Source organism: Streptomyces sp. NPDC127098 (genome assembly GCF_042722465.1).
Classification (GTDB): domain Bacteria; phylum Actinomycetota; class Actinomycetes; order Streptomycetales; family Streptomycetaceae; genus Streptomyces; species Streptomyces millisiae.
Genome location: NZ_JBHXFJ010000047.1, coordinates 13,015 through 35,787, shown reverse-complemented (window position 1 = coordinate 35,787; position 22,773 = coordinate 13,015). Strand labels below are relative to the sequence as shown.

The 22,773-nt window shown below is 72.5% G+C and carries 18 protein-coding genes and 2 pseudogenes; 13 read left to right on the top strand and 7 right to left on the bottom strand.

All coding sequences use genetic code 11. The features are described from left to right. Positions 1-143: 143 nt before the first annotated feature. Complete coding sequence (locus tag ACFWI8_RS25505) at positions 144-1,007, bottom strand: helix-turn-helix domain-containing protein (protein WP_387095747.1); 864 nt, start codon at positions 1,005-1,007, stop codon at positions 144-146. Positions 1,008-1,218: 211 nt separating this feature from the next. Between ACFWI8_RS25505 and ACFWI8_RS25500 the strand changes: the two are divergent. Then, a pseudogene (locus ACFWI8_RS25500) lies at positions 1,219-1,552 on the top strand (hypothetical protein); the annotation flags it as partial. A 219-nt stretch (positions 1,553-1,771) separates the two neighbouring features. On the opposite strand, the gene ACFWI8_RS25495 reads toward ACFWI8_RS25500, so the two are convergent. Then, a complete protein-coding gene (locus tag ACFWI8_RS25495) occupies positions 1,772-2,998 on the bottom strand; it encodes a sensor histidine kinase (RefSeq protein ID WP_387095744.1) in 1,227 nt (408 codons plus the stop codon). Continuing rightward, positions 2,989-3,651: a response regulator transcription factor gene (locus ACFWI8_RS25490; RefSeq protein WP_387095741.1), complete on the bottom strand. Its 663-nt coding sequence runs from the start codon at positions 3,649-3,651 to the stop codon at positions 2,989-2,991. Before ACFWI8_RS25490 ends, ACFWI8_RS25495 begins: the two co-directional genes overlap by 10 nt. A 126-nt stretch (positions 3,652-3,777) precedes the next feature. Between ACFWI8_RS25490 and ACFWI8_RS25485 the strand changes: the two genes are divergently transcribed. The 3 genes from ACFWI8_RS25485 to ACFWI8_RS25475 all read left to right on the top strand — a co-directional run bounded on the left by ACFWI8_RS25485 (position 3,778) and on the right by ACFWI8_RS25475 (position 7,211). Continuing rightward, a complete protein-coding gene (locus tag ACFWI8_RS25485; RefSeq protein ID WP_387095739.1) occupies positions 3,778-5,013 on the top strand; it encodes an ABC transporter permease in 1,236 nt (411 codons plus the stop codon). 75 nt (positions 5,014-5,088) lie between these two features. Continuing rightward, positions 5,089-6,468 (top strand): ABC transporter permease, encoded by a 1,380-nt coding sequence (locus tag ACFWI8_RS25480; protein ID WP_387095736.1) that lies wholly within the window; start codon positions 5,089-5,091, stop codon positions 6,466-6,468. A 2-nt stretch (positions 6,469-6,470) separates the two neighbouring features. Then, positions 6,471-7,211 (top strand): ABC transporter ATP-binding protein, encoded by a 741-nt coding sequence (locus ACFWI8_RS25475; RefSeq protein WP_387095733.1) that lies wholly within the window; start codon positions 6,471-6,473, stop codon positions 7,209-7,211. Positions 7,212-7,399: 188 nt separating this feature from the next. On the opposite strand, the pseudogene ACFWI8_RS25470 reads toward ACFWI8_RS25475, so the two are convergent. Next, positions 7,400-7,552, bottom strand: a pseudogene (locus tag ACFWI8_RS25470) (VapC toxin family PIN domain ribonuclease); the annotation flags it as partial. Between the two features lie 176 nt (positions 7,553-7,728). Here ACFWI8_RS25470 and ACFWI8_RS25465 point away from each other — a divergent pair. From ACFWI8_RS25465 to ACFWI8_RS25445, 5 genes are all read left to right on the top strand, one after another. Continuing rightward, positions 7,729-8,859 carry a sensor histidine kinase gene (locus tag ACFWI8_RS25465; RefSeq protein WP_387095730.1) on the top strand — a complete coding sequence of 377 codons (1,131 nt, stop codon included), beginning with the start codon at positions 7,729-7,731 and terminating at the stop codon, positions 8,857-8,859. Then, positions 8,856-9,545: a response regulator gene (locus ACFWI8_RS25460; protein ID WP_387095727.1), complete on the top strand. Its 690-nt coding sequence runs from the start codon at positions 8,856-8,858 to the stop codon at positions 9,543-9,545. Before ACFWI8_RS25465 ends, ACFWI8_RS25460 begins: the two co-directional genes overlap by 4 nt. Positions 9,546-9,824: 279 nt before the next feature. Further along, on the top strand, positions 9,825-10,433 hold the full coding sequence (locus tag ACFWI8_RS25455; protein ID WP_387095724.1) for a LuxR C-terminal-related transcriptional regulator: 609 nt from the start codon (positions 9,825-9,827) through the stop codon (positions 10,431-10,433). A 31-nt stretch (positions 10,434-10,464) separates the two neighbouring features. Beyond that, on the top strand, positions 10,465-11,121 hold the full coding sequence (locus ACFWI8_RS25450; RefSeq protein ID WP_387095721.1) for a DUF4255 domain-containing protein: 657 nt from the start codon (positions 10,465-10,467) through the stop codon (positions 11,119-11,121). Further along, complete coding sequence (locus tag ACFWI8_RS25445; protein WP_387095718.1) at positions 11,118-13,163, top strand: ATP-binding protein; 2,046 nt, start codon at positions 11,118-11,120, stop codon at positions 13,161-13,163. Before ACFWI8_RS25450 ends, ACFWI8_RS25445 begins: the two co-directional genes overlap by 4 nt. A gap of 27 nt (positions 13,164-13,190) precedes the next feature. On the opposite strand, the gene ACFWI8_RS25440 is transcribed toward ACFWI8_RS25445, so the two are convergent. The 3 genes from ACFWI8_RS25440 to ACFWI8_RS25430 all read right to left on the bottom strand — a co-directional run bounded on the left by ACFWI8_RS25440 (position 13,191) and on the right by ACFWI8_RS25430 (position 17,931). Next, positions 13,191-14,627 (bottom strand): RICIN domain-containing protein, encoded by a 1,437-nt coding sequence (locus ACFWI8_RS25440; protein ID WP_387095715.1) that lies wholly within the window; start codon positions 14,625-14,627, stop codon positions 13,191-13,193. A 165-nt stretch (positions 14,628-14,792) separates the two neighbouring features. Next, positions 14,793-17,006, bottom strand: a complete 2,214-nt coding sequence (locus tag ACFWI8_RS25435; protein WP_387095712.1) for a DUF4157 domain-containing protein — start codon at positions 17,004-17,006, stop codon at positions 14,793-14,795. Between the two features lie 178 nt (positions 17,007-17,184). Next, positions 17,185-17,931, bottom strand: coding sequence for a hypothetical protein (locus ACFWI8_RS25430; RefSeq protein ID WP_387095710.1), 747 nt, complete (start codon positions 17,929-17,931; stop codon positions 17,185-17,187). Positions 17,932-18,441: 510 nt separating this feature from the next. Here ACFWI8_RS25430 and ACFWI8_RS25425 point away from each other — a divergent pair. The 4 genes from ACFWI8_RS25425 (at position 18,442) to ACFWI8_RS25410 (ending at position 21,175) form a co-directional block, all read left to right on the top strand. Then, entirely contained in the window at positions 18,442-20,022 is a 1,581-nt protein-coding gene (locus ACFWI8_RS25425; protein WP_387095707.1) for a phage tail sheath subtilisin-like domain-containing protein, read from the top strand. A gap of 66 nt (positions 20,023-20,088) precedes the next feature. Continuing rightward, complete coding sequence (locus tag ACFWI8_RS25420) at positions 20,089-20,532, top strand: phage tail protein (RefSeq protein ID WP_311602956.1); 444 nt, start codon at positions 20,089-20,091, stop codon at positions 20,530-20,532. Further along, on the top strand, positions 20,532-21,020 hold the full coding sequence (locus ACFWI8_RS25415) for a hypothetical protein (protein ID WP_387095703.1): 489 nt from the start codon (positions 20,532-20,534) through the stop codon (positions 21,018-21,020). The genes ACFWI8_RS25420 and ACFWI8_RS25415 overlap by 1 nt, the downstream gene beginning before the upstream one ends. Then, positions 21,017-21,175, top strand: coding sequence for a DUF6760 family protein (locus ACFWI8_RS25410; protein WP_387095700.1), 159 nt, complete (start codon positions 21,017-21,019; stop codon positions 21,173-21,175). The genes ACFWI8_RS25415 and ACFWI8_RS25410 overlap by 4 nt, the downstream gene beginning before the upstream one ends. Positions 21,176-22,773 lie beyond the last annotated feature (1,598 nt).

The following is a 22,773-nucleotide window of genomic DNA, read 5'->3' as shown; positions in this document are numbered from 1 at the left end:
GGCGTCCCGCGAAGTGGCGCGGAGACGTGGGACGGCCGACTCCGCGGATCACGACCGCGCCGGCATCGGTGCGGCGCTGGTGCTCGGGCGAGCACCAGCGCCGCTGTCGCGGGCGGCGTGGAGGTGGCCGACGATCACGATCCCTATGGTTGGGTCCTGATGGGCGCAGGGGTGTCGCTGTCCGTGGTCGCCATCGTCGCTGTCATGGAGGCGAGGAGGGCAAGCTTCTCACCGCTGTCCGTCTGTGGTGCGGGGTGGTAGACGACGAGCATCGCGCCCTCGGTGCCGCTGACGGCGAGTTTCTCGCGGTCGAGCTGGAGGGTCCCGACCTGTGGGTGGTGGAACGTGACGGTCGCCCCGGCGCGGGGGCCGACGTCGTGGCGAGCCCACAGGCGGCGGAACTCCGGGCTGACCAGGGTGAGTTCGCCGACGAGTTCGATGACCCGCGGATCGTCGGTCTCACCCCCGACCGAGTGGCGGAACCCGGCGAGCAGTCCGGCCGCGGCGCCTTTCCAATCCGCGAAGAGAGCTTGTTCCGCGGGGTCGAGGAAGACGTCGCGGAGTCGGTTCCCGCCGGCCTTGAGCCGTGGCGAGATCGCCGCGGCGAGCGGGTTGGCCACGAGCACGTCCAGGCAGCGGCCCTCGACGAACGCGGGGAACGGCAGTTCCGCGACGAGCCGTGCGGTGCTCGCCGGAATGGTCTCCCGCCGAGATCTCCGTCGCTTCCGGCGCGGTCGGGCCACCGCGAGGCTGAGCAGGTACGAGTCGTCCTCCATCCCGAGGACACGCGCGATCGACTCCAGCACCTGGGCCGATGGGTTGCGGTCGCGGCCTTGTTCCAGGCGCAGGTAGTACTCCGCGCTGATCCCGGCCAGCATCGCGACTTCCTCGCGGCGCAGTCCCGGGACGCGGCGGGTTCCGGTCACGGGAATCCCGACCTGCTCGGGAGTGACCAGCTCGCGGCGAGCCCGGAGGTACTCACCGAGAATGTTCGGTTCGGGGTTCATGCCACCCACGGTAGGCAGAGGGCGGCCGAACCTGCGTACTCCCTGCCACTACCAGTGTCGCGGGGAACCTGGTTCGCAGGCGTCGGCGTGCGAAACGTTGTTCCCGGCTGGCACATCGCAGTCGTTCACCGCGAGAGGAACGACCCGTGGCCCAGGAACGGGTCCTCGTCACCGGCGGGCATGCGCCCGGGGCGGGGCCCTGAGTTTCGTGACCCGCGCCTCCGAACGCGGCATCGCCCTCCGCACCGTGTGCGTTCAGACGCTGAAGAGCCACAGCGAACGTCAGAGCGAAGAACGGTCCGCAGCGGGCGAACAACGGCAGGCCAGTCAAGGAGCTCCTCGGGCATGCCCACAGAGGCGTCACCGCCAGCGTCTACGCACACGTCCGACTCCGCCTCCAGCACCAGGCAACCACCACACTCGGCGCCGTCCTCGGCATCGAAGAACAGCACCGGCCGCCCATGAGGGACTGTAAAACGAACGGCTCTGGCCCGCTCGGGGAGGTCGCTGGCAGGGGGCTGGGGACGAGCAGCGTGCGGTGGTGAGGATCGCCGAGCTCTGGCCGTGGCGCTGAACGTGTCGCACTGGCTTGGCGGTTCGGGCCTCATCCGCGGGGTCGTGCCTCGGGTGTCCACGCCGTGGCGGGGGCCTGGAGCATGCTGAGGGCCTGGCGGGCGAGGAGGCGCTCGGCGTCGTCATGGCTCCAGCGGCGGTCGACGACGAGCGTTCGCCATGACGAAGCCGTCGTCGACACGGCTCGGAACCTACCGCCGGGGCGCCGGGAAGGTGACCGAGACGGTGAGCCCGCCGTCCGGTCCCGGGCGGGCGGTGACGAGGGCGGCGTGTGCCTGGGCGATCGAGGCGACGATGGACAGGCCGAGGCCATGCCCGGTGGCGCCGGTGCGGTCCTGGCCGAGCCGGCGGAACGGTTCGAAGAGGCCGTCCACCTGGTCCGGGTCGATCGGGGTTCCGGTGTTGACGACGGTGAGGGTGCGGCCGGTGAGTCGGATCGACACGGTGCCGCCCGGCCGGTTGTAGCGGATGGCGTTGTCCACCAGATTGGTCACCAGGTGGCGCAGCAGCACCGGCTCGCCGAGGACCGAGGGCGGGCGGTCGGCGGTCAGCGCGAGCGACACCCGCGACTCCTCGGCCAGCGGCCGCAGTTCCCCGACGGTCTGGCGGGCGAGGGCCCCGAGGTCGCACTCGTCGACGACATCGAGTCCGAGGTCGCTGCGGGCGAGCAGCAGCAGCGCGGCGATCAGTCGCTCCGCGTCCCGGTTGGTGGTGAGTAACTCCTCGCGTATCTCTGTCAGTTCGGCCGGGAGTGGGTCGGCGAGCCCCACTTCGAGGCTGGTGCGCTGGGCGGCGAGGGGGGTGCGCAGCTCGTGCGCGGCGTTGGCGACGAAGCGGCGCTGGCTGTCGAAGGACCGCTCGAGACGGTCGAGCATGCCGTCGAACGTGTCGGCGAGCCGGTGTAGTTCGTCGTCGGGACCGGTGAGCGCGAGGCGTTCGTCCAGGTGTTGCTCGCTGATCCGGCGCGCGGTGTCGGTCATGGCGGCGATGGGCCGCAGGGCCCGGCCGGCGAGCCACCAGCCCATGGTGCCGGCGAGCAGGGCGAGCACCGCGAGCCCGATGCCGGACCAGAGCAGCATCTGGTGGAGGACGGTGTCCTGCACCACGCGCACGGTCTCCTCCACCAGCCGGAGGGCGATGCTGTCGCCCGGCCCGGCGGGTGGCGCGAGGGACGAAGGGGGGACTGGCTCGGCCGAGGTGGGGAACGCCCTGCCGAACTCCGCGTCCTGGGCGGCCGGTTCGTCATCGGGCGAGACCACCTCGATTCCCTGGACCTGCCGGGCGGTCCCCTGCCTGGCCAACAGCACCACGAAGGCGAGCAGGGTGACGCCGGCCAGCAGGAACAGGCCGGTGAACGCGGCGGTGAGCCGGACGCGGAAGGTGGGCCGGCGGAGTCGGCGCGGTCGGCTCAGCCGCACAGGCGGTAACCCTCGCCGGTATCGGTGGAGATGACGTCCCCGCCGCCGAGCTTGGCGCGCAGCCGGCTGACGGTGGTGCGGACCGTGGTGGTGCGGGGGTCGAGGTGCTCGTCCCAGACGGCGCGGACCAGGTCCCGGTGCGGCACCGCCGCGCCGCCGGCCGCCAGCAGCGTCCTCAGCACGGCGAACTCCTTGGGGGTGAGCTCCGTCGGCCTGCCGTCGACGGTGACCTGGTGCCGCGCGGAGTCGAGGACGATGCCGTCGTGCCGCAGCACGGCCGGCGCGGGCCGCGCCGCGCGGCGACTCAACGTCCGTACGCGGGCGACGAGTTCGGCGAAGTCGAAGGGCTTGGGCAAGTAGTCGTCGGCGCCGAGCCGCTCCAGGCCGTAGACCCGGTCCCGGAGTTCGCCGGCCGCCGTCAACAGCAGTACCTGTGGCCGCTCCGGCTGCCGGCCGAGCCGTCGGCAGATCTCGTCGCCCGTCAGCACGGGCAGGTCCCGGTCGAGGATCACCACCTCGTACTCGGTGAGTTGGCACATCCGCTCGGCCTCGTCCCCCGAGGTGGCGACGTCGACAGCCATGGACTGCCGGCGCAGACCGGTCGCGATGTTCCGTGCCAGTACCGGGTGATCCTCGGCGACCAGGACTCTCATGGGTCCGATGGCAGCAGACAGCCGGTTACGACGGGATAAGCATCCCGCCAGGAGGGGGCCGGCCCGCTCATGCCGATGCGACGGACCTTACGCCGCCGTAAACGGCGACCTGCTTCGCTCCGGCCCGTGAACTTCGTGAAACGCGCTGCTCTGAGCCTGCTGGCCAGGAAGGGCAAGACGGTCCTGCTGCTGGGGATCCTCCTGGTGATCTGTGCCCTGCTCCTCGGCGGCCTCCTGTTGCGGGGCGCGACCGCGCGGCAGGAGGCGGAGGCCCAGCGCCGGATCGGCGTGGCCGTCACGGTGCGCGGCGACGAGCTGACGACGGACGCGGCCGACCTGGTGGGCGCGGCGCCGCCGGTGGTGGCGTACAACCCGGTCCTGCGGGGCGTGACCGCGTCGCCCGGCCTCACCCCCGTCACCTCGGAGTTGCCCGAGCCACCGGAGGCGGCGGCGGATCCGGAGCGCAACGGGCTGGCGCTGGCCGGCGTCCGGGACTCCGGGCTGCTGCTCGCTTTCGCCAGTGGCCGTTCCCAGGTGGTCTCGGGGCGCGCCCTCACCGAGCGGGACGCGGGGCACCGGGTGGTCATGGTGGAGGAGCGGCTGGCGGAGCTGAACGGGCTCGCGGTCGGCGACACCGTCGAACTGGCCACCGCCGAGGGCGAGTACACCGTCCCGTTCGAGATCGTCGGTGTCCACCGGAGCCCGCGGGGGATTCCCGGGCAGTGGACGGCGCCCCGCGACCTGCCCGCGAACCAGCTGTACGCGCCGGTCGCGGCGGTCGTCGAACTCGGCTTCGGCGACCGGCTCAGCGAGGCGGTGTTCCGGGTCGAGTCACCCGAGGCGGCGCGGCCGCTGCGGGATGAGGTGGCGCGGGTGCTCGGCCCCGACGGTTTCCGGTTCGACGTCAACGACAAGGCGTACCTGGACCTGGTGCGGCCGATCCAGCGGGTCGGGGCCTTCGCCGGTGCCCTGGTCTGGCTGATCTCCGTGGCCGGCGCCGTGACGCTCGGCCTGATCGTGGCGCTGACCATCAGGGAGCGGCGCCACGAGATGGGGATGCTGCTGTCGCTCGGCGAGCGGAGGTGGAAGCTCGTCGGCCAGCACGCGGTGGAGGTCATGGCCGTCGCGCTGGTCGCGCTCGCCGTGGTGGCCCCGCTCGGCCTGCTCCTGGCGCCCACGGTCGGCGAACGACTCCTGCCGTCCGACGACGACGGCGTGGGGTCCGCCGAGGTGCGGATGGCGGCGGCCGACCTCGGCCGGGTCGCCGGCATCGGGCTCGGCATCTCGCTGGTGTCCACCGTCTTCCCCGGCCTCGGGATCCTGCGCCTCCACCCCCGTTCCATCCTCACCGACAGCGAATGACCGGAGCGCCATGAGCCAGAGCGACACGAGCAGCGCCGACATGACCAGAACGATCACGATCAGGGGCGACCAGCCATGAACTTCGTCAAGCGCGCGGCGCTGAGTCTGCGGTCCCGCGCCGCCAGGACCCTGCTCACCTTCGGGACCTTCGCGGCGATCTCCGCCATGGTCCTCAGCGGTGTCCTGATCACCTCCGCCACCGCCGACGCGGGCGAGGCGGCACGTCGCGGGGTCGGCGCCGAGGTCGAGTTGGGGCTCGACCCGGAGGCCCTGGCCTCCGGCGGCTCGCTCCAGGCGCCCGCCATCGGCGTGGAGACCCTGGACCGGATCGGCGCGTCCCCGCTGGTGGAGCGGTACAACTACACCTCCTTCAACGGCACTCGGCTGCTCGGCGGCGCCGCCCTCGTCAGCGAGGTTCCGCTCTACCCCGACGCGCCCGACACCTACACGCTGGTCCACGGCGTCCTCGACTCCGCGCTGCTGCCCGGTTTCAGCGACGGCACCTGGCGGATGCTCTCCGGCCGGCCGATCACCGCGGCCGACGGGGACCGTGACGTGGTGCTGGTCGAGGAGCGGCTGGCGGAGCTGAACGGGCTCGCGGTCGGCGACGCCCTCACGCTGACCGAGAACGACCCCGCGGGCGACCACCAGGCGGAGTTCACCGTCGCGGGGATCTACCAGGACCCGTCGGACGAGCCGGACACCGAGTTCCAGCAGCTGCCGGCTGATCGGCTGATCATCCCGGCCACGGCGCTGGCCCGCCTCAACCCGGGCGACGGGCCGGCGACCGTCCGGGCCGCCACCTTCCAGCTCCAGGGCCCGGAGGTGTTCGAGGAGTTCGAGGCGTTCGCCCGGGAGACCGCGGGCGCCCAACTCGACGGCTTCGCGCTCGGTCTCAACGACCGGGCCGTGGAGCAGATGACGGGCCCGCTGGAGTCCATCGCCCGGGCCGCGACAGCGGCGATGTGGCTGGTCGGCGTCGCCGGCGCCGCCGTCCTCGGCCTGCTCGCCGTTCTCGCCGTCCGCCAGCGCCGCCGCGAGTTCGGCGTGCTGCTCGCGATGGGCGAGCGGAAGTGGAAGCTGGTCGCCCAGCAGGCCGTCGAGGTCCTCGTGGTCGCGGCCCTGGCCGTCGTCGTGGTCTCGGCCGTCGCCGAGAGCCTGACGCAGCGGGCGGGTACCGCGCTGCTCCGGGACGAGGCGGCCTCGGCCCAGCGGGAGATCGACGCGTGGCAGCCGCCGTCTCCCGGCTCCACCGGGCTCGGCGAGGGCATCGACCCCGACGACGCGCCGGTCGAGAACGCGGACCCGATCGACGAGATCACCGTGCGGCTCGATCCCGCGGCCCTCTCCATCGTGGTCGGCGTCGGGCTCGGCGTCGGCCTGCTCGCCACCGCGATCCCCGCGGCCGCCGTGCTGCGGCTCAGCCCCCGCGCCATCCTCACGAAGGGCAACTGACCATGACCGCCTCGGCCGAAGAGCGGGGCACCGCCCCCTCGACCCCGCCCGTGCTCACGCTCTCCGGCGTCAGCCACACCTACCAGGGCCGGCGCCGTGGAACGCCCGTCCTCCGACACGTCGACCTCGACTTCGAACGCGGCGTCTTCCACACCATCCTCGGCCCCTCGGGCAGCGGAAAGACCACCCTGCTCAGCCTGGCCAGCGGCCTGGACCGCCCGACCGAGGGCACCATCCGCTTCGAGGGGCGTGACCTCGGCGAACTGGGCCTCGGCCGCTACCGCAACCGGCACGCCGCGACGATCTTCCAGCAGTACAACCTGCTCACCTACATGACGGCGGTGCAGAACGTCACCACCGCCATGGAGATCACCGGCGCCAGGCCCGCCGGAGGCGGCCGCCGGTCGCGGCACGCCCTCGAACTGCTGGAGAGGGTCGGCATCGACCGCGACACGGCCCGCCGGGGGGTGCTCCGGCTCTCCGGCGGCCAGCAGCAGCGCGTCGCCATCGCGCGGGCCCTCGCCTGTGACGTGGACATCCTCTTCGCCGACGAGCCGACCGGCAGTCTCGACGAGGAGACCGCGGCCGGCATCGTCACCATCTTCAAGGAGCTCGCCCACGAGCAGAACCGGTGCGTCGTGGTCGTCACGCACAACCAGGCGCTGGCCGCGGAGTCCGACCGGGTGCTGACCCTGCGACGTGGTCGGGTCACGGTGACGAGGGGGCGCGCCGGTGCCGCCTGACGCCACCCGCCGGCGGTGGCGGTCTCCGCCCGCGGCGCCTCGACCTGCCAGCCAGGGCCCTCCGCCCTCGCCCGTCGGCTTCGACTGAGCCCAGCCGCCTGGTTCGGACTGCTCTCGGACGGACGACCGACGGGCCGCCGCGGGGGCCGGCGTCCCGCTCGGTGCCGCAGGTCGAGGGTCAGTGGTCGGGCGAACCGGAGCCGGGGCCCGGTCCAGCCTGTGTGGCCGGCGCCGATGACCGCCGCGCAGACTCTGCCGTAGATGCGGGCGGCGTCCGCGTCGAAGGGGATCGGGCCGAACTCGTTCTCGGCGCGCTGGAGGATGTCCGTGCGCCGGGCGCGCCGCAGGGGAGCGGCCCGCCGCGCTGCCCCACGACAGGGGCCGGAATCCGTCCTTCGGGCCGTCCGTGTATGGCCTGGCGTCCCCCGCGGAGGGCATCTCGCCTGCCCCTGTGGGGGGATTGACAGGTCCCCCTTGAGGGGCAGGTCGGCTGCCCCGCCTGACCTACCGTTGGCTCGTGCTTTCCAGCCTCAGGCAGAACGTCATGGACCTGTTGTTCGCGGTTGTGATGACCGTTCTGGCTCTCGTCACGGTGGCCCAGACGGTCGACAACGGTGAGCAGACGTGGGCCATGGTGGTCGGGGCGTTGACGGTCGCGCCGCTCGCCCTGCGGCGGCGGGCCCCGGTCCTGACCGCCGTGGTGATCCTGCTCGGCCTGCTCCTCTACAGCCTGCTGGGCTACGGCAAACACCCCAACGGCGGCGTCGGGATCGTCATCGCGATGTTCACCGTGGCCATGATGCGGCCCCGCCCGGTGGCCCTGGCCCTGTGGTTGGCGTCGGCTGCCGTCAGCGCGGTCACGTTCTTCACGGCCGCCACGGACGAGGTGCCGTGGTCCCGGGCCGTGCAGGCGCCCTTGATGGTGCTGGCCGGAGGGTGGTTGCTGGGGGAGTTCGCGAAGCACTGGGCCGAGCGTGCGGAACGGCTCGCGGACGAGGCGGCGCGGGAGGTCGAGCAGGGCATCGCCCGCGAGCTGCACGACGTCGTGGGCCATCACATGGCGGTCGTCTCGGCGTACGCGGGCGTCGCCGAGCAGGTGCTGGACCGTGATCCGGCGACCGCGCGCACCGCCATCGCGACCGCGGGGAACTCCAGCCGCGAGGCGTTGGTCGAGATGCGGCGCATGCTTCAGCTACTGCGCTCGGCGGAGGCGGGAGCGGAGGCCGCCGCCCGCGCCGCCGGGGACGGCGCGCCCGGGCCGGGGCTCGCGTCGCTGGACGATCTTGCGGACCGGGTGCGTGGCGCGGGCGTTCCCGTGGACGTCGCGGTGACCGGACGCCCGCGCGCTCTGCCGCCCGGCCTCGACCTGTGCGCGTACCGCGTCGCGCAGGAGGCCCTGACCAATGTGGTCAAGCACGCCGGCCTGGCGGCGGCGAGGATACACCTGGACTACGGAGAAGAAATGCTGTCCATGATGATCAGTGACACGGGCACCGGTCCTGGCGCCGCCGAGTTCCCGGTCGTCTCCTACGGGTTGCGCGGCATGCGGGAACGCGCGGCGCGCCACGGCGGCCTGCTGCTCGCGGGCCCCGGCGCCGATGGCGGGTTCGAGGTCACGCTCTCCCTGCCCATCGGCGAGGCTGCGTGACCACCCGCGTCCTCGTCGCCGACGACCAGGCACTGCTGCGGGCCGCGCTGGTGACCCTGCTGAACGCCGCCCCGGGCCTGGAGGTCGTGGGCGAGGCGGCCGATGGCGTCCAGGCGGTGGAGCTGGCCGCGGAACTGCGCCCCGACGTGATCACGATGGACATCAGGATGCCCGTCCTCGACGGCGTCACCGCCACCCGCCGGATTCTCTCCGCCGCCGGGGACGACGCGCCTCGCGTGCTGATGCTCACCACCTTCGACCTGCCCGAGTACGTCTACACCGCGCTCGGGGAGGGCGCCGCCGGCTTCCTCCTCAAGGACACGCCGCCCGACCGGATCGTCGCCGCCGTGCACACCGTCGCCGCGGGCGACATGCTCATCGCCCCCGACATCACCCGCGACCTGGTCGAGACCTACGCGCGGCACCACCGGTCCATCGCCCGCGCGGACCGTCCCGACACCCTCACCAACCGCGAGACCGAGGTGCTGCGCCTGGTCGGCAAGGGTCTCAGCAACGGCGAGATCGCCCGGCAGCTCGTGCTGAGCGAGTCGACCGTCAAGACACACGTCAAGCGCCTCATGGGCAAGCTCGGCCTGGCCAGCCGCGCCCAGGCGGTCGTCGTCGCGTACGAGACGGGCCTCGTCACGCCCGGAGAAGCGGGCACGGGTTCAGCTTCGGCGCCGTAGCAGTCGGCAGGGCGGGTGACCTCCCTCCCAGGGGGGCCTGTCAGTTCACCCCACAGGGGCAGGCGAGATGCCCTTCGTGGGGGGACGCCAGGCCATCCGTCACCCGTCTAACGTCCTGGGAAGCACCGGTCGAACGACTCCTTGACGGTGCCCGAAGATGCGGACTTGGGGGAATGGATGCGTAGCTCATTTCCGGGGACCGACGTGCACACGGCCGTGACGGGCCGCCCTGTCCCCGGAGGGCAGGGGCAGCGCGGGCGGCCCGAAGGACGGATTCGGGTGACCGTTCACGCACCGGACCCGATCTCCCGGGAGGGCGCGCGCGGCCAGCTGCGCCGGCGCCCCGAGATCGAGCTCCGTGAGGAATCCGAGACCGAACCCGGCACGGTGGCCCTCCTCATCAGCGATGTCCTCGACGACGCCGCCGTCACCCGGCTGCGCCGGCTCATCAACGGTGGGCGGACCCGCGCCGTGCTCGTGGTGGGCTCGCTGCGCGATGCCAAGCTCCTCGACGTGCTCGGCTGCGGCATCGGCGCCATCGTCTGGCGCCACGAGGCCACCGAGGACCGCCTGGCGCGGGCGGTGATGGCGGCGGCGCGCGGCGATGGTGAGCTGCCCGCCGACCTGCTCGGCCGGCTGATCGACCAGGTGAACGTGCTGCACGGCGTGGCGGCCGCCCGGGCGGGTGCGCCCACCTCGGGTCTCTCGCCGCGCGAGGTGGACGTGCTGCGGCTGGTCGCCGACGGCCTCGGCACCAGCGAGATCGCCGCCAAGCTGTCCTACTCGGACCGCACGATCAAGAACATTCTGCACGAACTGTCCACGCGGCTGCACCTGAGGAACCGGGCGCACGCGGTGGCGTACGCCCTCCGCGAGGGCTACATCTGACCGACCGGACGACAGAAACGGAAGCCTGACGGTGATTCACGAGGTGGACGAGGTCCTCAAGGGGCTGCTCGGCGGCGGGGCGCTTACCGGCTCCGGCATCGAGGTCTCGTTCGACGCGCCCACCCGCGACTGGGCGGCCCGGCGCAACGCGCCCGCGATCAACGCGTACCTGTACGACCTGAGGGAGGACGTGAAGCGCCGCCAACGGGGGCACGCGGCGGTGCGCGACGACCGCAACCTGGTCGTGAAGCACCGCCCACCGCCGCGCTGGTTCCGGCTGTCGTACCTGGTCACGGCGTGGACGAGGCGGACAGAGGACGAACACCGGCTGCTGTCCGCCGTGCTGGCCACGCTGTTGCCCCGCGAACTGCTGCCCCCGTCCGAACTCCCCGGCGCGCTCGGCGCGATGGGCCTGTCGGTGCAGATGACGGTCGCCGGCGTCCACACGGAGTCCCGATCCCTCGCCGAGATCTGGTCCGCCCTCGGCGGCGAACTCAAGCCGTCCATCGACCTGGTGATCGTCGTCCCCTTCCCCGGCTACCCCGAGTACGACGCCGGCCCGCCGGTCACCGAGGGCGCGGTGGTCCGCGCCTACCGCATGGACGAGCCCGAGGCGGCCCCCGACGAGCGCGCCCACCGGCCCCACCAGGTGGCGATGGCACGGCGGTCCCGGGGAGCGAACAGGTGACCACGGACGCCGTGACGCCACCGGAGGACGGCGGCCCCGCCCCGGACGGCCGGGGGGACGTCGACCCGGCCGCCGCGCTCCTCGCCCGACTGGCCCGGCTGTGGGACCGGGTCGCGTGGCTGGTCGAGGACCGTTCCGCCGACGACCCGACGGCCGGCGACCCGATGCGCGGTCTCTACCTGTCCGAGGACGCCGTACGGCATCTGCTGCACACCGCCCCCACCGCCGCCCAGGGCGCCGCGCCGGGGCCCGACTGGTCCGCCCCTCCCGACGCGGGCGGCGACCGTCTTGGCATGCTCACCCAACGGTTCGGTCTCACCGAGGTCGACATCGCCGTACTGCTCATCGCCGTCGCCCCGGACCTCGACCGCGCCTTCGAGCCGCTCTACGGCTACCTCAACGACGACGTCAGCCGCCGCCGGGCCACGATCGGGCTCGCGCTCGACGTGTGCGGGCTGCCCGCGCACCTGGCGGCGGCCCGCGCCCGGTTCCACCCAGCGGCGCCGCTCGCCGCGCTGGGCCTGCTCGCCGTCGAGGAGCCCGAACGCCCCTTCCTCGGCCGCTCGCTGCGCGTGCCCGACCGCGTCGTGGCGCACCTGCTCGGCGACGACACCCCGGACGCGGTGCTCGCCGCCCACCTGCGCCCCACCCCGGAGCCGGCCGCCGCGTACCCCGACGACGGTCTCGCCACCAGGCTGTCCGCCCGCCTGGCTCGCGGCCCGGCCGTCGTCTACCTGCGCGAGCACCGCGAGGGCGACGGGCTGGCCTGCGCCACCGCCGCGCTGGGCGGCGGAACCCTGGTCTACGACGGCCCGCCCGAGGAGGTGCCCGCCCTGCTGCGCGAGGCCCGGCTGTCGGGACGCCCCATCACCGTGTCAGGACTGCCGGACGAACCGGCCACACTGCTACGAGAGCTGACCGCACAGCAGGACGTCTCCGTGCTGCTCACCGACCCGCGCCCGTACGATCCCCGCTGGTGCGGGCGGGACCCGCTGGTGCTGGAGGCGCCCCGGCGCGGCGCGGGGGACGCGGCGGCCTGGGCGGCCGCGCTCGGCCTCGCGGCCGGGGACGAGCCGGGGTTCGACCTGGCGGCGACCGTCGCTCCCTACCACCTGGGCGGCGAGGGTGTCGTCCGTGCCGCGCGGGCCGCCCGTGCGCTGGCCGATCTCGACGGCACCCCACTCACCGCCGCCCACCTGCGGCGCGCGGCCCGGCAGCAGTCCGCCTCCGGGCTCGAACAACACGCCCGCCAGATTCGGCCCGCCGTCGACTGGAGCGACCTGGTTCTGCCTGCCGGGCCGCTGTCCCAGCTGCGCGAGCTGGCGCTGCGCGCCCGGCACCGCGACCGGGTGCTGGGCGAGTGGCGGCTGAGCGCGGGCGGCGGCCGGGGCCGGGGCGTACTCGGGCTGTTCGCGGGCGAGTCCGGCACCGGCAAGACCCTCGCCGCGGAGGTGGTGGCGGCCGAACTCGGCCTCGACCTGTACGTCCTGCAGTTGTCGTCGGTGGTGGACAAGTACGTCGGCGAGACCCAGAAGAACCTCGAACGCGTCTTCACCGAGGCCGACCGCACCGACGCAGTGCTGCTGTTCGACGAGGCCGACGCGGTCTTCGGCAAACGCTCCGAGGTGAAGGACTCCCACGACCGCTACGCCAACATGGAGAGCGCCTACCTGCTCCAGCGTCTCGAGTCCTTCGACGGCATCGCCCTGATGACGACCAACCTGCGGGCCAACATCGACGAGGCGTTCACCCGCCGGCTGGACCTGGTGGTCGACTTCCCCTTCCCCGACGCGGAGCAGCGGCTGGCGCTGTGGCAGCACTGCCTGGCCCGCGTGCCGGGCGCCGAGGACGCCGACCTGAAGGAACTCGCCTCCGGGTTCGAGCTGGCGGGCGGCGCCATCCGCAGCGCCGTGGTCACCGCCGCCTACCTCGCCGCCGGGCGGGGCGGGACGGTCACCGAGCGCGACCTGCTGGAAGGGGCCCGCCGCGAGTACCGCAAGGCGGGCCGCCTGGTGCCGGGCGAGTTCACCGACGCCTGGTAACCAGGCACGGGCCGCCCGCCCCGGGCCTCACTCGTTTTCTCCCTCGTCGTCGAGCGGCCTGAGGATCTCCCACTCCTGGTCGTCGTCCTCGAGACAGGTGTAGATGGCGAGTGGGGCCTCCGGCTCGCGGGTCAGGCCGTTCACGTCCAGGCACAGGCCGTTGCTGGCGAAGTTGCGTATCCAGAAGCGGTCCTCGCCCCGCTCCTCGAGCCACCACAGCTGGTTGTCGTCCGTCGTGCCGTCGCAGTCGTGCTCCGTGATCCGCGTCCGGCTGGGCGTCCCACCGGAGCCCGGCAGGTCCATGCACAGACCGTCCGTCGCGTTGACGATCTGGAAGAGCGGCCGGCTCTCCGGCCCGCCCTCGGGGTACATGACCTCCAGGTGCCACAGCTGGTTGTCGCCCTCGACGGTGCACGTGGCCTGCTGCACGACGGCACCGATCTCACCCCGGCCCCGTCCCGGCACGTCGGCGCACCGCTCGCTGTACACGTTGCGCAGCATGACGTCCCTGGCGGGCACGACGGAGTCCGGCTCCTCGAGTGGTGGCGCGCCTCCGCCACCACCCTCGCCCTCCGGCTCCGGCTCTGGCTCCGGCTCCTCTTCCTCCGCCGGCTTCTCCTCCTCCGGCTCCTCGGTGGGCTCGGGCGGCGCCTCGGTCACCTCCGGCGTGGGGGCGGGCGGCAGGACGTCGCCGGCCGCCGCCGGACTCGCCGTGGCGGCGCTGGTGACCCTCGGCCGGTAGGCGAACCACAGCACCAGGAACATGATGGCGAGGGTCAGCAGGATGCCGAAGACGGTGGCGAGCCAGCGGGGCACCACGCCGAGCTGGTGGTAGGTGCCGTCCACGGGCAGCGGTTCGGTGCCCGAGCGCTGCACCGCCAGGGTGTACGGCCGCTCCTCGCTGGGCCCGACCCAGGTGACCTGCTCCGGCGACAACCGTGCCTTGACGAAGGCGGCCCGCCCCGGCTGGATCTGCACGTTGGCCGGGTGGATCTCGTAGCTGAGCTGGTCGCCGTTGTCGCTGCCGCTGATGGAGGCGGTGAGTGGGGTGTTCCCCAGGTTGTCGACGGCGAGCCGTGGCTTGCCCCGGAAGCGGCCCCGCACGGTGACCGGCACCAGCTCGGCCCGTACCTCCGTGAACGGCAGGATGGTCAGGTTGCCCTCGGGGACGGTGACGGCGTCCGGGTGCTCGGTGGGCGTGATCCGCACCGCGTACGGGTTCGGCCCCGCCGTCGCGTCCGGCGACCGGGGCGGCGCGAACGTCAGCTCCACGGTCCCCGTCGTCCCCGGGTAGAGCCGCAGCGTCTGCGGCTCCACCCGGGTCCAGGGCGCGATCTGCCCGACGGGTTCGAAGCGGTACTCGTCGACGACGTCACCGGTGTTGCGTACACGCAGCCGCACGCGCGTGCTGTCCCCGGCCTCCACGGTGGCGGAGGCGGGTTCGAGGGAAGTCCACAGGCTCACGCGCCGACGCTAGACCGGGCGGCGGCACCGGATCAGGAGCCTTCCGTGCACCGCCCGGCCGCCGCAGGGCCGGAATCGTTGCCCCCCGGGGCGGCGGCGGCCCTGAGACCCGCTCGTATCGCGCTTGGCGATGGGCGATGTCAGGGCCGGTGGGCCGGCCGCGGGTCAGCGGCGGTTGCCTGGCAGGTACTCCTCCGGGAGACGCGCCGGGTAGACCGACGCGAACGCGCCGTCGCTCTGCTCGCGCTCCCTGACCTGGATGCGTTCGGGTGCGATGCCGAGGGCGATCATCTCGTTCCTCACGGTCTCGGCCCGCCGGCCCGCCAGGCCCCTCACCGGGAATCTCGAACCGCGGGAGTGCCCTTCGACCACTATCGGCGCGTTGGAGTGCCGCCATCCCGCCGCGGCCCGCTCAAGGGCGGCGACGCTGTGGCCCTGCAGGACATTCGAGCGCTCCTCGAAGTACAGGCGAGGGACGCTGGTGGTGACGACGGTCATGGCGTTGAGCGCGGTGCCACGGTTCTTGTTGTGGAAGCCACGCCTGCCTTGCTGTGCGTACATCGAGAAGTACCACATGCCGCCCAGCGCGGACCTGGTCTCCCGCTCCAGCAGCTCTCGGGCCACCCGATCCGCGTGCGCCCGGGGCATCCTTCGTCCCGGGTAGGCCTCCGCGTAGGCACGGCCGGTCTCCTGGGCCGCCGCGCGCAGCACCTCCTCCATCAGCGAGTTGCGGTTGTAGTTCTCCAGGGTGATCTGATCGCGGCGATCGCTGCTCTCGGCCACCACCGTGGCGTAGTGGTAGACCCAGATCCGGCCGGTGGGCTCCCTGTCGCGGGCGAAGTCGAAGTTCGCGGGGACACCCGGGCGCGGCTCGGCGGCGATGGTGTGCGTGGTCAGTGCCTCGCCGACCCGGGCTATGGCGTTCTCGTTGATGCCGATGCCGCGCTCGTATTGCCGGAGCCGCCGCTGGCCCTGGAGTGTGCCGTACTGTTCGCCGGGAGCCGTCGCCGGATCGGGGCCCTGAACCTCCCATGCCGCCTCCCGCGGAGTGGCCGGCGGCCGGTCCGAAGCCAGCGCGGCGGCGAGGCGCGGCAGCCCGGTGGCACCTCTGGGGCCGATTTCCGCCGTGACGCTCGAGCCGCCCTCACCCCGGAAGACCGCATGGCCCAAGGTGCCACCGACCAGCCGCTGAGCGACCTCCACGCACTCGTGCTGGGCCAGGTGCATGAACCTCTGGAGGACGACGTCGTCGAGATCAGTCGCGATCCGGGGCCGAACCACCGTGAGCCGTTCCCCATGGGAGTTGGTCAGCGAGTGGCCGCCCTGGCCCAGTCGGATGTAGCTGCCCGCCTTCGCCAGTGACTGGTTTGCCGCGGTCACGACGTTCGGAACGGCGTAGAACTCCTTCGCCATGCCGGCCGCGTTCATGGCTATCGTCTCGTCGTCGGACCAGCTCAGGGTGACCGGCCCCCGCACCGCGGCGGTCCGTTCGAGATCGGCCTGGAACTGTCCGTCCTGGTCGAGCCAGACGGAGACCTCCATGCTGTTCTCGGCGAAGGCCGGCAGCTGGTCCCCTGACCTTCTGTCGAAGCGGGTCCTCGCCGGGGTGGGATCGGTGTCGTCGTACCGCTGGACGTGGTGGACGTGGTGGCCGTGGGAAGTCACCGCCTGGTGATCGGCGGTGCGTTGGACGTCCCTCTGGACGCCGGGGATGCCGACGGGCGCGGACAGCCCCTGGTCGGTTGGTGGGAGCGGGGCGCGCATGACGCGGTCGGCGACCGCGTCGGCGGACCGCTCGAAGCTGTCGTCCACCTCGGAGACGGACACACCATCGCCGTGGTCGGTGCCCGTGACCGGACCCCGACGCTGCTGTCGGTAGTGCTCCAGCTCGTGGGCGAGCACCTGCTTGTCGCCTACCGCCTTTCTGCTGAGGACGATGTGCGGGCCCGAGGTATAGGCCACGGCGCCCAGCTCGGCCGCCGAGCGGTCCGCCTCCGCTCCGGTGTGCAGCTGCACCGGGCTGAAGCTCTCCCCACCGAAGCGCTGTTCCATCTCCTGTCGCAGACCCGGTTCGATTGATCGGCCAGGCCGGCGCAGGACATCGTGCACCGTCAGGCGCTGCACGGGTCGGGCCGCTGTCCCCTCCTGCCCACCGCCGGGCCCGTGGTGGTGCTCCTCCCGGTCGTCGCCGCCCTGTGCGGACCGTGACCGCTGGATCATCGCCGCCACCGCCGCGTTGCCCGCAGCGCCCTGAAGCGCCATCAGGTCGGTGGCGCCCGTCGCCCCCTTGGCCGCTGGCGCAGCGGCGGGCTGCCGTTGCGGGGGCCGGCCGGAACGGCCTGCCTTCTGCTCACCCTGATGTTGTTGGCGGAGCGTCATGACGTCCCTTCACCTGGACTGCTTACCGACCCCGTGTCTAGTCCGCGCGGTCGACCAAAGCCAGGGTCTCGGGGGCAGACACCGGCGCGTGCGGGCCATGACGGCGCCCACGGTGCGCCCACACTCCATGCACGCCCCCGGCCGAAGGCCCCGCGAAGGGTGGCGATGGTCGGGACGGTCACACCTCGCCGCGGTAATAATTCGGACGGGAACCACGTGACCTCCCGCCGAACCTGCGTCGCCTCCTGGACTGTGGCCTGAACTTGATCCACCTGACATCGTGATCCGGATCATGCTTCCACAGCACAAGCGGAGCGTTTTCATTGGGATAGAAAGACACTTCGGTGTTGGCGGCCCAGACGCTCATACCGAGCTCATCGGCCGCCTTCTGGGCTATGCCACCGTCGACGCTTCCGGCCAAGCAGGCACCCAGAACAACGCATCCTCCAGGTTGGGACCGAATCTCGTTGAAGCTGTTGCGACGTCCCAGTTCGCTGGCCAGAACCTGTGCGTCCTGATGGACTTCCGGCGATTCCTCCGCGTCGTCCCGATGGAACTGCAACGCCTCTGCGTTTCCATGGTTATTCGTGACATAGACGGGGTTGCCGGCCCAGGGAGCCCTTTCGTATGTCACGGCACCTGTGTCGGCATCCATAATTCCTATCATGTCAACGCTGCGATAGTTCCACATGCCGGCACCTTCGGCGTGCTCTTCCCTGGAAAGGAACGAACGTCCATGAAGCCCCGGAATCCCTTGACTGACATACCGTGACCGGGAGGACCTGCCGAAACCAAGTGGCATGCGCTGCACCGAGGCTGCGGCGTGCGCACCGGAAGTACCGGGCCTCGACAGGCGACGGTCATCCGCGACCGCACGGGCGACGGCCTGGTTGCCGGCAAGCCGTTGCAAGGTCGCCAGTCGCACGGGCAGTGTGGCAACCGGGGATGCGAGGCTGGAACCGCCAAGCGCCGGCGGCGCCTTTGTCGACGGGCGCACCGGCTTGGTCGACGTGGCCGCTGGTCCACCGTGCTGATCCTCTCGCGCGTGCATAGACGCCCTTCGTGTGCCTGGGCCGTGGTACAGCCTCGTTGATGGATGTGCGGGGGTGCGGAGAGATCCGAGATCGCCTGCCACGGAACTACGTCCCGTGTACTCCGCGCGGTCGACCGATGCCAGGGCCTCAGGGGCAGACAGCGGGCGCGCGCGGGCTGTTCGGCGCCGCACAGTGCGTGCCCACGCGCACGCGGACCGCGCCCCCCCACGCGTGCCCCGTCACGGTCGTCCGCTGTCGCGTCCAGCCCCGCGGGGCAAGCCGACTTCCCCGGGGGGCACGGGCAGTGCCCCCCGTCAGAGACCGGCGGACGTTTCAACCGCCGAAGGCGGGAGCGAAGGTGGAACGGTTCCGTCCCTCTCCAAGGAAGAACGAGGAGAAGCATGCCCTCGTACCTGTCGCCCGGCGTCTACGTCGAGGAGGTGGCCAGCGGCGCACGCCCGATCGAGGGAGTGGGCACGTCGGTGGCGGCCTTCGTCGGCCTCGCACCGATCGGCCCGCTGAACGAGCCGACGCTGGTGACCAACTGGACGCAGTACGTCGCGGCCTTCGGTGACTTCACCGATGGGTACTACCTCGCGCACTCCGTCTACGGCTTCTTCAACAACGGCGGCACGGCGGCCTACGTCGTGCGGGTCGGCGGCTCGCCCGAGGGTGCCGCCGCGAACGGCGCGGCGCCCGCCGCCGTCACCGGCTCCGGCGCGACCAGCCCGGCCGCGCTGCCGCCGAGCGAGCCGAAGCAGCTCGGCACCTTCACGGTCACGGCCACGGGGCCCGGCGACCTGAGCGTCGAGGTGGCCGACCCCGAGGGCGACGGACCCGCCGAGCGGTTCAAGCTGATCGTCAAGGACGGCGGCAAGACCGTCGAGAGTTTCGACGTGACGGCGAAGAAGGGCAACCGCAACTACGTCGTCACCCAGGTCAAGGAACGCTCCCAGCTCATCGAGGTGGCCGAGGCCGCGCCGGCCGGGCAGCTCGCCCGCCCGAGCAACCAGACCGTCGCGCTCCCGGCTTCGGCGCCCGCGGCGCCCACCGGGGACGTCGAGGCGCAGCAGCCGGGACCCGCCCAGTACCTCGGCGACTCCGCCGACCGGACCGGCTTCGGCGGCCTGGAGGCCGTGGACGAGGTCTCCATGGTGGCCGTGCCCGACCTGATGGCCGCCTACCAGAGCGGCGCGATCGACCTGGAGGCCGTCAAGGCGGTCCAGCTCGGTCTGATCGCGCACTGTGAGCTCATGGGCGACCGGGTCGCCATCATCGACCCGCCGCCCGGCATGAACGCCCGTCAGATCCGGGTCTGGCGCCAGGAGACCGCGGGCTACGACTCCAAGTACGCCGCCCTGTACTACCCGTGGATCAAGACCTTCGACCCGGCCACCGGACAGGCCCGCACGGTGCCGCCGAGCGGCCACATGGCCGGCGTCTGGGCCCGCAACGACGCCGAGCGCGGCGTGCACAAGGCGCCCGCCAACGAGGTGGTGCGCGGCGCGGTCGACCTGGAGCTCCAGATCACCCGCGGTGAACAGGACCTGCTCAACCCGATCGGCGTCAACTGCATCCGCGCCTTCCCGGGTCGTGGCATACGCGTCTGGGGCGCCCGCACCCTCTCCTCCGACCCGGCCTGGCGCTACCTCAACGTCCGCCGGTACTTCAACTACCTGGAAGAGTCGATCCTGCTGGGCACGCAGTGGGTCGTCTTCGAGCCCAACGACCACAACCTGTGGGCCCGGATCCGTCGCAACATCTCGGCGTTCCTGGTCAACGAGTGGCGCAGCGGGGCCCTGTTCGGATCCCAGCCGGAGCAGGCGTACTACGTCAAGTGCGACGAGGAGTCCAACCCGCCGGAGTCCGTCGACCTCGGCCGCGTCATCTGCGAGATCGGCGTCTCACCCGTGAAGCCCGCGGAGTTCGTGATCTTCCGGCTCGCCCAGTTCTCCAGCGGCAGTGCGGAGCTGGAGGAGTAGCTCCGCCCCTCACCCGAGGTGCACCGCACGAGTCGTGAGCCCAACTAGCCAGGAATCAGGGAAGAGATGAGTCTCCAGGAAGCCGACAGCCTTACATCACACGCGTTCGCCCTGCAGATCGACGGCGTCCAGGTCGAGTACCTGCAGGAGGTGAGCGCCCTGGACATGGAGCAGGACACCATCCAGAGCCCGCAGAACTCGGCCAGCGGCCAGCCGACGATCAGCATCCTGCCGGGCACGCAGAAGAGCGGGACGTGCACCGTCGTGCGCGGCATGACCGAGTCGGAAGCCTTCACGCAGTGGATCAACCAGTCGCTCGCCGGCCAGATGTCCGTCGCGCGCAAGAACGCGTCGATCGTGATGCTGGACTACGAGCGGAACCCCGTGAAGTACTACCACCTGCGCAGGGCGTGGTGCAGCAAGATCGCGAGCAGCACGCTGAAGGCGGGTGAAGCGGCCATCGTGTCCGAGACCGTGACCATCGTCTTCGAAGAGCTGGTCATCGAGTGATGAGGCGCACGATCGCCAAGGCGTCCGGTGGGGGTGCGACCGCGACCGGCCCCGACCTCGCACCGGAGCCGCCGGCCGCTCCCTCCCCCGACGCCGCGGCCGGCGGCACGCCGGCGCGGCTACAGACGGAGTTCCCCTTCCAGCTGCCGCGCGGCTACGTGGACGCGCAGGGCACGGTCCACCAGGACGGCGTGATGCGGCTGGCGACGGCGCGCGACGAGTTGGTGCCGCTGCGGGACCTGCGCGTGCAGGAGAACCCGGCGCTCCTGTCGGTGGTGCTGCTGGGCCGGGTCATCACCCGCCTCGGCACGGTGCCGGTCGTGCACGACGGCATCGTCGAGGGCATGTTCGCCTCCGACCTGGCGTTCCTCCAGGACTTCTACCGCCAGATCAACGCCGAGGGGCACACCCGCGCGTCGGTGGCCTGCCCCCACTGCTCGGAGCCGTTCGAGGTGGATCTCGGCGGGGGCCGCCTGGGGGAATCGTGACGTACGCGACTGACCGACTGCACGAGGAGATCGCGTACGTCGCCTACCACTTCCACTGGGGCCTGGACCAGATCCTGGACCTGGAACATCACGACCGCCGCCGCTACGTGGAGCAGATCGCGTCCCTGGTGACGCGCGCCGGGACAGAGGGGTGACACGTGGGGTTCCTGGACAGGTTCAGGGGCGGCGGCCGACGGCGGGGCGGCGGCGCGGAAGCCGGTGCCGGCGCGGAAGCCCCTGGCCGTGCCGGTGCGGAAGCCGATGCTGGTGCGGAAGCCGCGGCGGCACCGGTCGCGTGGGCGGGGCTGCCGCCGATCCAGCGGGCGCTGGGCGTGGGACGAGTCATCGCGGACGCGAGCTTCACCGGGCGGATGGCGACATTCCAGAACCCGTCGTTCGCGGGAACGACGTCCCACGCCGTCCTCGACGGCCGGACGGTGAGCCTGGCGAGCCAGGTCCGGCCCCCGGCGTACGGCAGACCTGTCCCGGGGCTTGAGCAGCCCTTGTTCACGCTGCCGGTGGTGGTGCCGGCGCCGAAGGAACCCGAGCCGGCCCCTGCCCAGGTCGCCATGCCGCTGACCGGGCCGTCCCGTGTGTCGCGGCCGCGGGCGACGCCCGTGGCCCCGCGCGTGCCGCAGCCTCCCTCCCTCACGAGGGCGGCGGCGGACGCCGCGCCACTGGTGCAGCGCCGCGTGCTCGCGGCGTTCCGGCCGAGCCCGAAGCCAGGGGACGGGGGGTCCGGCGCGCCGGGAGGAGGAGTGGCCGGCGGGCCAGTTCGTCCGAGCGGCGACGGCGGCGACGCGCGCAACGGCATCGTGCCGGGTCCGGTGAACGACGGTGCCCCGCCGGTGCGGCGGACGACGGCGGCTCCGGACGTGGCCGGCCCGGCCAAGCCGGCGGCGACCACGGGCGACGCGCCATCCACCACCCGCCACCAAGCACCCGCCCCGGCCACCGCCGCCACACAACGACGAACGGAAAGGACCCAGACCCCGACCCGAACGAACCAGCCGGCGACCACCGACGTGGGCGGGGCTCCGCCCGGCGGTCGCGCCGCGATCCAGCGCGCGGCGGCCACGTCGCCCCGGCGGGCGACCGGCGGCACGACGGACGGCGGGCCAATCCCGCCGTCGGTTCGCCCAACGCCCGCGCCTTCCCTCGGCTCCCCCGCGACGAGTGATGGCCGCACGCCAGCTCACGGCACCCCCGTGCGGCGCGCGGCGGCCGACGCCGGCGCGACGCGTACGCCGCCGGCTGACCACCGCCCTGCCCCTGGCCCCGCGCCGGACGCCGGTGCCGCCGGCACCGCCCCGGCGCGGCCAAGCGCCGCGACCCCGACCTCACCCGGCAGGCTCGGACTGGGTGCTCCGCTGAGTGGACCCATGCCGGCCCCCACCGCACCAGTCCAGCGAACACCGGACACCACCCACCCCGTACGACGAAGCGCAGCCTTGTCCTCCCCAACCACTCCCTCAACCCCCGCGACGCCACGCGACGCCCACCCGACTCCGACGCCGCCGGCTGCCGGTGGCCCGCCGGCGGCGGGCCCCACTCCGGCCCGTCCGGCATCGCCGAGCGCCGCAGCGTCGGTCGTGACTCCGTCGTCCACGCCCACGTCATCGACACCTCCCGCACCACGCGGTGCGGCGCCCTCGCCGACCGCTCCTGCCACGAACGAGCCGTCGGAGCCCCGGGCCTCGACACGGCCATCGGCGGGTCGGTCTTCCGGGCCGGTGAGCCGTCCGGCCACGGG

Bases quoted from the DNA above. Each gene is read 5' to 3' on its own strand.
- ACFWI8_RS25480 (WP_387095736.1), top strand. From the start codon at position 5,089: ATGAACTTCGTCAAGCGCGCGGCGCTGAGTCTGCGGTCCCGCGCCGCC.
- ACFWI8_RS25435 (WP_387095712.1), bottom strand. From the start codon at position 17,006: ATGACGCTCCGCCAACAACATCAGGGTGAGCAGAAGGCAGGCCGTTCC.
- ACFWI8_RS25425 (WP_387095707.1), top strand. From the start codon at position 18,442: ATGCCCTCGTACCTGTCGCCCGGCGTCTACGTCGAGGAGGTGGCCAGC.
- ACFWI8_RS25490 (WP_387095741.1), bottom strand. From the start codon at position 3,651: ATGAGAGTCCTGGTCGCCGAGGATCACCCGGTACTGGCACGGAACATC.
- ACFWI8_RS25475 (WP_387095733.1), top strand. From the start codon at position 6,471: ATGACCGCCTCGGCCGAAGAGCGGGGCACCGCCCCCTCGACCCCGCCC.
- ACFWI8_RS25415 (WP_387095703.1), top strand. From the start codon at position 20,532: ATGAGGCGCACGATCGCCAAGGCGTCCGGTGGGGGTGCGACCGCGACC.
- ACFWI8_RS25420 (WP_311602956.1), top strand. From the start codon at position 20,089: ATGAGTCTCCAGGAAGCCGACAGCCTTACATCACACGCGTTCGCCCTG.
- ACFWI8_RS25505 (WP_387095747.1), bottom strand. From the start codon at position 1,007: ATGAACCCCGAACCGAACATTCTCGGTGAGTACCTCCGGGCTCGCCGC.